The sequence below is a fragment of the Paraburkholderia solitsugae genome, from assembly GCF_013177695.1.
In the GTDB taxonomy this organism is placed as follows: Bacteria; Pseudomonadota; Gammaproteobacteria; order Burkholderiales; family Burkholderiaceae; genus Paraburkholderia; species Paraburkholderia solitsugae.
In genome coordinates this window covers 1-5,143 of record NZ_WOEY01000073.1, presented here as the reverse complement: position 1 = coordinate 5,143, position 5,143 = coordinate 1, and the positions used below count along the sequence as shown (strand labels likewise).

Genomic DNA, 5,143 nt, shown 5'->3' with positions numbered 1-5,143 from the left:
TCTGAGAAGAGCACGATCCGTTATGCCAAGTCTATCGTTGCTGAGGCGCTACCCGGAGTCCCAAAAATTCGGGCGATCGCACCTGGGAACGACAGACAAACCATGCATAATCCCAGGGCGTCCATAATACGTGGATTCGACCACGACGCCTGCCAGCTCGGCTCGCCACGGGGCGAGGAACGCCAGAATCCTTGCCATGTCGTTCGGCAGCCGCTTTTCTGCGACCACGCGGTCCGTTTCGTCGATCACGCTCACCACGCTATTGTTCGAATGCAGGTCAATGCCGCTATAGTTCATGATGACCTCCTTCCGGTTAAAGCGGTTTTGGCAAACTCACTTTAACCCCGTCGCCCGGCAGGGCGACGGCAGGAGGTCCGCTAGATGATTTTCAATCTGGTCCGAATCGCGCGCCGGTGCTACGCTTCGACGCTTACGATCCTTGGAGAAGTAGAAAATGAAAGTCCGGTCGGTCATTGCGTACATCGTGTTCATCGGCCTGATTGCGATTTTTCCCGTTGCTTTCGTTCTGTCCCGGGCCGTCTCCGATTCTTTCGCAAATGGAACACTCCGTAGCCGATTCGATCCCGTGTGGATGGGATTAGGCGTCGCCACTCTCGTTGTTTCCGCGATCTGCATGCTGACTCGAATGTCGGCGAAACAGCCAAATTCGAACAGGCGGATTGGCAGCCGCCAATTGATCGGCTTACTGTTCTTTGTCTTCGCGTATCTCGTCTTTGCCGGGTGGATGCTGACGGACGCCGGTGAACGACTACTCGTCCGAACCACGGCCCATGAAAGCCGCTATTACCTGACATCCGCGCAGCCAATGTCAAGGAAATGCCAAAACCCCGTGACGTGGTATGACCATCAAGTCGACGACATGGTATTTAGCTGCTCGTCATTTGCGCTCTTCAGCTATCCGGCAGACTGGAATGCGCGCAGAGCGTCGATTGTTCATGTGCTAACCGGTCCGTATGGTGTCCGTGTTCTTTCGATCCATGCCATTGATTCGTTTTTCGGTCAGCAAGACTTGAAAGCAATGAAGGATCGTCGCTGATCACTTGAAGTTCGCCGAGCCGTCCAAGGTTGCCGGCGTGGCCATTTTGAATGTCCGATGCGGGGAATGCTCATCGTCCGTTCAGGGTCGATCACAGGCGTCGCCGCTCGGCCCAGAAGTAGCATCGTCGCGATGACTCACGAACCCGTGAAGGTGTTTGAGGAGAACAGAGCCCCAACGCATATTTGAGACACGCGTCCAAGCCCTCATCGGGACCAGTAGAAATCCACGGGGATAAGCTCGACGACCCATCCACCTTCTTCGCCCAGCGTGGCCGCCGGGTGCATGGAGGCGATGCGCAACGCCTCGTCATGGGTATCCGCCTCGATGATGAACAGGCCGCCCACGACTTCCTTCGACTCGGTATAGGGCCCATCGGTGACGTGCGTCTTGCCACTGCGCGGGCGGAGCGTCCTCCAGTTGTCCAGATCGCCAAGCGATGCGGAAATCAGTACCTTGTCGGTAGCCCGCATCTTCTCGTCCAATGCGGGGCATTGGCTCACCAATTTCTTGACGTCGTCTGGCGCCATCGCGGCGAATTTATCGGGGGTGAAGTAGGCCAAGCCGAGGTATTTCATGGGAGATCCTTTGGGTGTGAATAACTTGACGACGAAGCTGATGATCGAAAATCGACAATCTTCTGAAAAGTTTGTAGCGGGTCTCGCCAGACTGTCCGCTTTGGGGGTCACGCGGTGCCGACCGCCGGGCTCGTGCTGCACATGCGGACCGCGTGAGGCAGAGGTCGGCCATGAACGGCCGGTCGAGCCCGTCGACTAGTTTGGCTGAGCGAGGTCTCGTCCGGCCTCGCTCAATGGCCGGTTTGCGGCGAGCAAATCACAGAGGGCACTGCCTCGACGCGGCCATCAGCGGTCGGTCGAGGTCGTCGTCCAGTTTGGCTAGCCGAGGTCTCGTCCGCCCTCGCTCAATGGCTGTTCGTCGGTGAGAAAATTGCCGCCGGCAATGCCTCAAGGCGGCCCACTACGGACATTCAACACCTCCGTCAAGATTGTCGACAGTCCACGCAAATGCCTTAATCAAGGGTAACGGGAATATAGGTTTGCCAGTGCACAGAAGATGCTCATTTGATGATGTCAAATGTTATAAAAACTAGAATGCAGCTACGCATGAATTTACACACTGCAAGTCTGATTGCCCGGGGAATCGGTCTGGTCGCGGCTTATGTGGCGATGAGGGACAGAAGTGGGCGAGAAAAGGATTGGATTGCATTCAACAGACAAGGCGAGGACATGAGGCTCACCATCATCGCGGCAATCAAGGTGATCATGTTCCTTGTCGCGATCTCAATGATAAGTCCTTTACATGATTTGATAGCATCTTTAGTTCACAAGAATTAGCTTATTCTTTATTGGGTTTTTATCTGTCAGTCAAACCTGAAAAATAGATCATGCACGATGCAGCGTTCCGAATGCGTTCGCGCGAAACGGGGCATTGACGCAACAGCTGAAATTTCGCCGCCGCGGGTGTGGCAGAACGGCCCGTATCGAGCATATCGAATGCCCCTTCCGGGTCGGTTTGTGCCTTTCGCATGCCTTCTGCGATCAGCGATCGAGGTCTACGGCCACGACCGGCCGTTCGACTGAGCTCCCAGATTGCCGACAAGTTTGGATCGGGTTCGGCAAATGAAGCTGTGGTTCCGGTATCGAAGCCGCATCAATGCATCCGACAATGGGCGACTATTTGACGTACATGCCGGAAACAAGGTTTTCCGTCACCTTATCAATTTCACGGAAATCTATGCCTATTTTTTTGCTAAAAAAGCAGGTCACTACATAGTAAGACTTTACACCGTGAGTCATCCGGTAACGAACGGACCATTCACCAGGATCCTCTATGATGACGTTATTTCCTTGAGTGTCGACATACGCGAATACTTTTGTTGGCGCCGATGTTTTTCCAAGCGGTTGGCTGTACATTGCGTATCCATTTTTCTCGCCTATCTTTTTCGCACCAAAAGTTCCTTCAATTACCCGGTCAGCCATCGTTCCGTACTTCGGATACGCCTCGACCTGAATGTCAAGTAGATTGCTGTTTAATCTAAAATTTCGTGGTCGCGCTACCGATTGCATTGAATAGTAGTCCACTACAAGGCGAAAGCGATATCCTTCGGAAATCTCGGGATCGTATCTACGAGGAATTCTAAATTCAGCTTGGCGCTGAATCTGGGGGTCGCCCAGTATCACATTGAGAGATAGGCGATCCGCCGGATCTGTTGATTCGCAATGAGCAGCTTGGCTCAATGATCCGAGCAACGCAAGAAGAGCAACAAACGCTGCCTTCCAACCAAAAGCAAGTTTCAAAAAAACATTGTTACTTTCTATGCCGGATTGGCTCCTCTTGACCTTGAACGCTGCTTTTTTCATTATTTTTCCCATTCATTCGGCAGGTAAATTCTGGGTATTCGTTTATCAGCGAATATTCAAGCCGCGTTGTAGCCGAAGATATGTGCGGCACCAGATATTCGATGGCTACGAGGCCGAGGATAACTGATAGAACCGTCTGTGACATCACTGTCGCGTTTGATATGTTGCCCAGAACGCACGGCGTCACAGCGATTCATTGCGATGCTCGTCAGCTGCAAAATCGGCGTCAATGAACGCCTGCTTTGCGGGAGAATGACCGTCTCTTCAGTGGGCGACGGTCTGACGCGCGATGCGCGGCCTGCGACTTCGCGCGTGCGGAACATCGGGCAGGGTTCGGCCAGAACCCGACATTTGAGCGTTGACCCTTGATCGTTGACGAGGCGGCGTTTAGGTATCCGCAGCGACCTCTAGCCTCGCGGAAATCTTACGGAGCAGTGAGGGAAATTTTTCGGCGCGGAGGCCCCGCGGCCCGTGTTTACGTTGGCACGTCTAGCAGTCCGCCAATGCAGCAGCGCGACCGATAAGCGTTAACCATCACTTGCATCATTTGATTCATTGATATGAACTAGGCGGCGTCAACTCTGCGATGTCTCAGCGCTCTATCGAGGCAGGCGCACAATACTCGATCGGGGGATGCAATGAAAAGATCGATAAAAATCTGGACCGCTATCGCGTTCGCCGGCCTGCTCTTCACGTATTTTCTCTGGTTTAAGACCTTCGGTTACAGAGGGTTGAACGGTGTATTTGCTTTCCAGATGCTTATGCTGGCTGGCGTTCTCGTAATAATTTATCAGCGAATTGCCAAGCAGGGTGCTAGCAATATGCGAGAAAATTCGCAAAATAAGAAAGCGGGCAAATTGCCAATGATAATTGGCGGAATGTTAGGGGTGGCAGTGTGGGTTGGTCTCTACTACCTAAAATCGACTGACTGACCGCTGCGGCCATTTTCGGAGGCTGCGACGTACCCACATTGGCTTGAGATGACCAAGCCTGAACGTCCCCTACGGGTCGCGTGTTGCGCGTATGCCCAAGGTATGAGACTTCGTTCAGCCCAGAAGTTGCCACGCGCCAGGGAGTCGTTGAATGAGAAAAATATTTTTGCTGCGATCGGACGGTTCCGCATGAACGACCGAAAATCAAAATGCAGTTGGCCCCGCATTATCAAGATTACCGTCGTAATTATATTTTCATATCCGCTGTGCGGGTTAGCGGCGGCAGCTTGGATGTTGTCTCGTGATTTCCCATGGACCATTCACCATCCGTGGCAGTCTTTGCAGCATGCTTTCTTTATAGTCATTTGGTATGGCGTCTCAGCTCCAGTGCATGGTGTGCTGCCAGAGGTTGACTCGGCTGGTCACTATCACTTTTCTGCATACCCTTTCGTCATACCCACGGCACTAGTGCTCATTTTTTTCTTTTTTCGCGGCTAGCGTTTATTCAAGGTACGCCGCTACATGCAGCGGTAGCCAAATGTATGGCGGGTCCCGAATCGAGCGCGGACTGACACATCGAAACTGGCGACGATCGACATGTGCCGAATGCATTTGTGTGGCCGCTCTCGGAAAGAGTGAGTGCCCCCCGGAGTTCGACAGTTCCACGGTCAAAAACGCGATTTTCGACAGCCAGACCTTGTATCGGCGCAGGTTTCAGCGGGGTGCCAAATAAAGTCGTGTGGTGGCACGTCTTGGCGGATGAATGCCACTAT

At 53.1% G+C, this 5,143-nt stretch carries 5 protein-coding genes and 1 pseudogene; 3 read left to right on the top strand and 3 right to left on the bottom strand.

Annotated features, from left to right (window positions below; translation table 11 throughout):
- Positions 1-126: 126 nt before the first annotated feature.
- Positions 127-297 (bottom strand): annotated as a pseudogene (locus tag GNZ12_RS18715) (IS110 family transposase); the annotation flags it as partial.
- A 157-nt stretch (positions 298-454) separates the two neighbouring features.
- Here GNZ12_RS18715 and GNZ12_RS18710 point away from each other — a divergent pair.
- The gene (locus GNZ12_RS18710; RefSeq protein WP_172312366.1) at positions 455-1,057 is read left to right on the top strand and encodes a hypothetical protein; all 603 of its coding nucleotides are present in this window, start codon (positions 455-457) and stop codon (positions 1,055-1,057) included.
- A gap of 206 nt (positions 1,058-1,263) precedes the next feature.
- Here the strand turns inward: GNZ12_RS18710 and GNZ12_RS18705 are convergent, their stop codons facing one another.
- Positions 1,264-1,635: a YciI family protein gene (locus GNZ12_RS18705; RefSeq protein ID WP_172312364.1), complete on the bottom strand. Its 372-nt coding sequence runs from the start codon at positions 1,633-1,635 to the stop codon at positions 1,264-1,266.
- Between the two features lie 546 nt (positions 1,636-2,181).
- Between GNZ12_RS18705 and GNZ12_RS18700 the strand changes: the two genes are divergently transcribed.
- The gene (locus tag GNZ12_RS18700) at positions 2,182-2,412 is read left to right on the top strand and encodes a hypothetical protein (protein ID WP_172312362.1); all 231 of its coding nucleotides are present in this window, start codon (positions 2,182-2,184) and stop codon (positions 2,410-2,412) included.
- A 339-nt stretch (positions 2,413-2,751) separates the two neighbouring features.
- On the opposite strand, the gene GNZ12_RS18695 is transcribed toward GNZ12_RS18700, so the two are convergent.
- Entirely contained in the window at positions 2,752-3,438 is a 687-nt protein-coding gene (locus tag GNZ12_RS18695) for a hypothetical protein (protein ID WP_172312360.1), read from the bottom strand.
- A 638-nt stretch (positions 3,439-4,076) separates the two neighbouring features.
- Between GNZ12_RS18695 and GNZ12_RS18690 the strand changes: the two genes are divergently transcribed.
- Positions 4,077-4,370, top strand: a complete 294-nt coding sequence (locus tag GNZ12_RS18690) for a hypothetical protein (protein ID WP_172312358.1) — start codon at positions 4,077-4,079, stop codon at positions 4,368-4,370.
- Positions 4,371-5,143 lie beyond the last annotated feature (773 nt).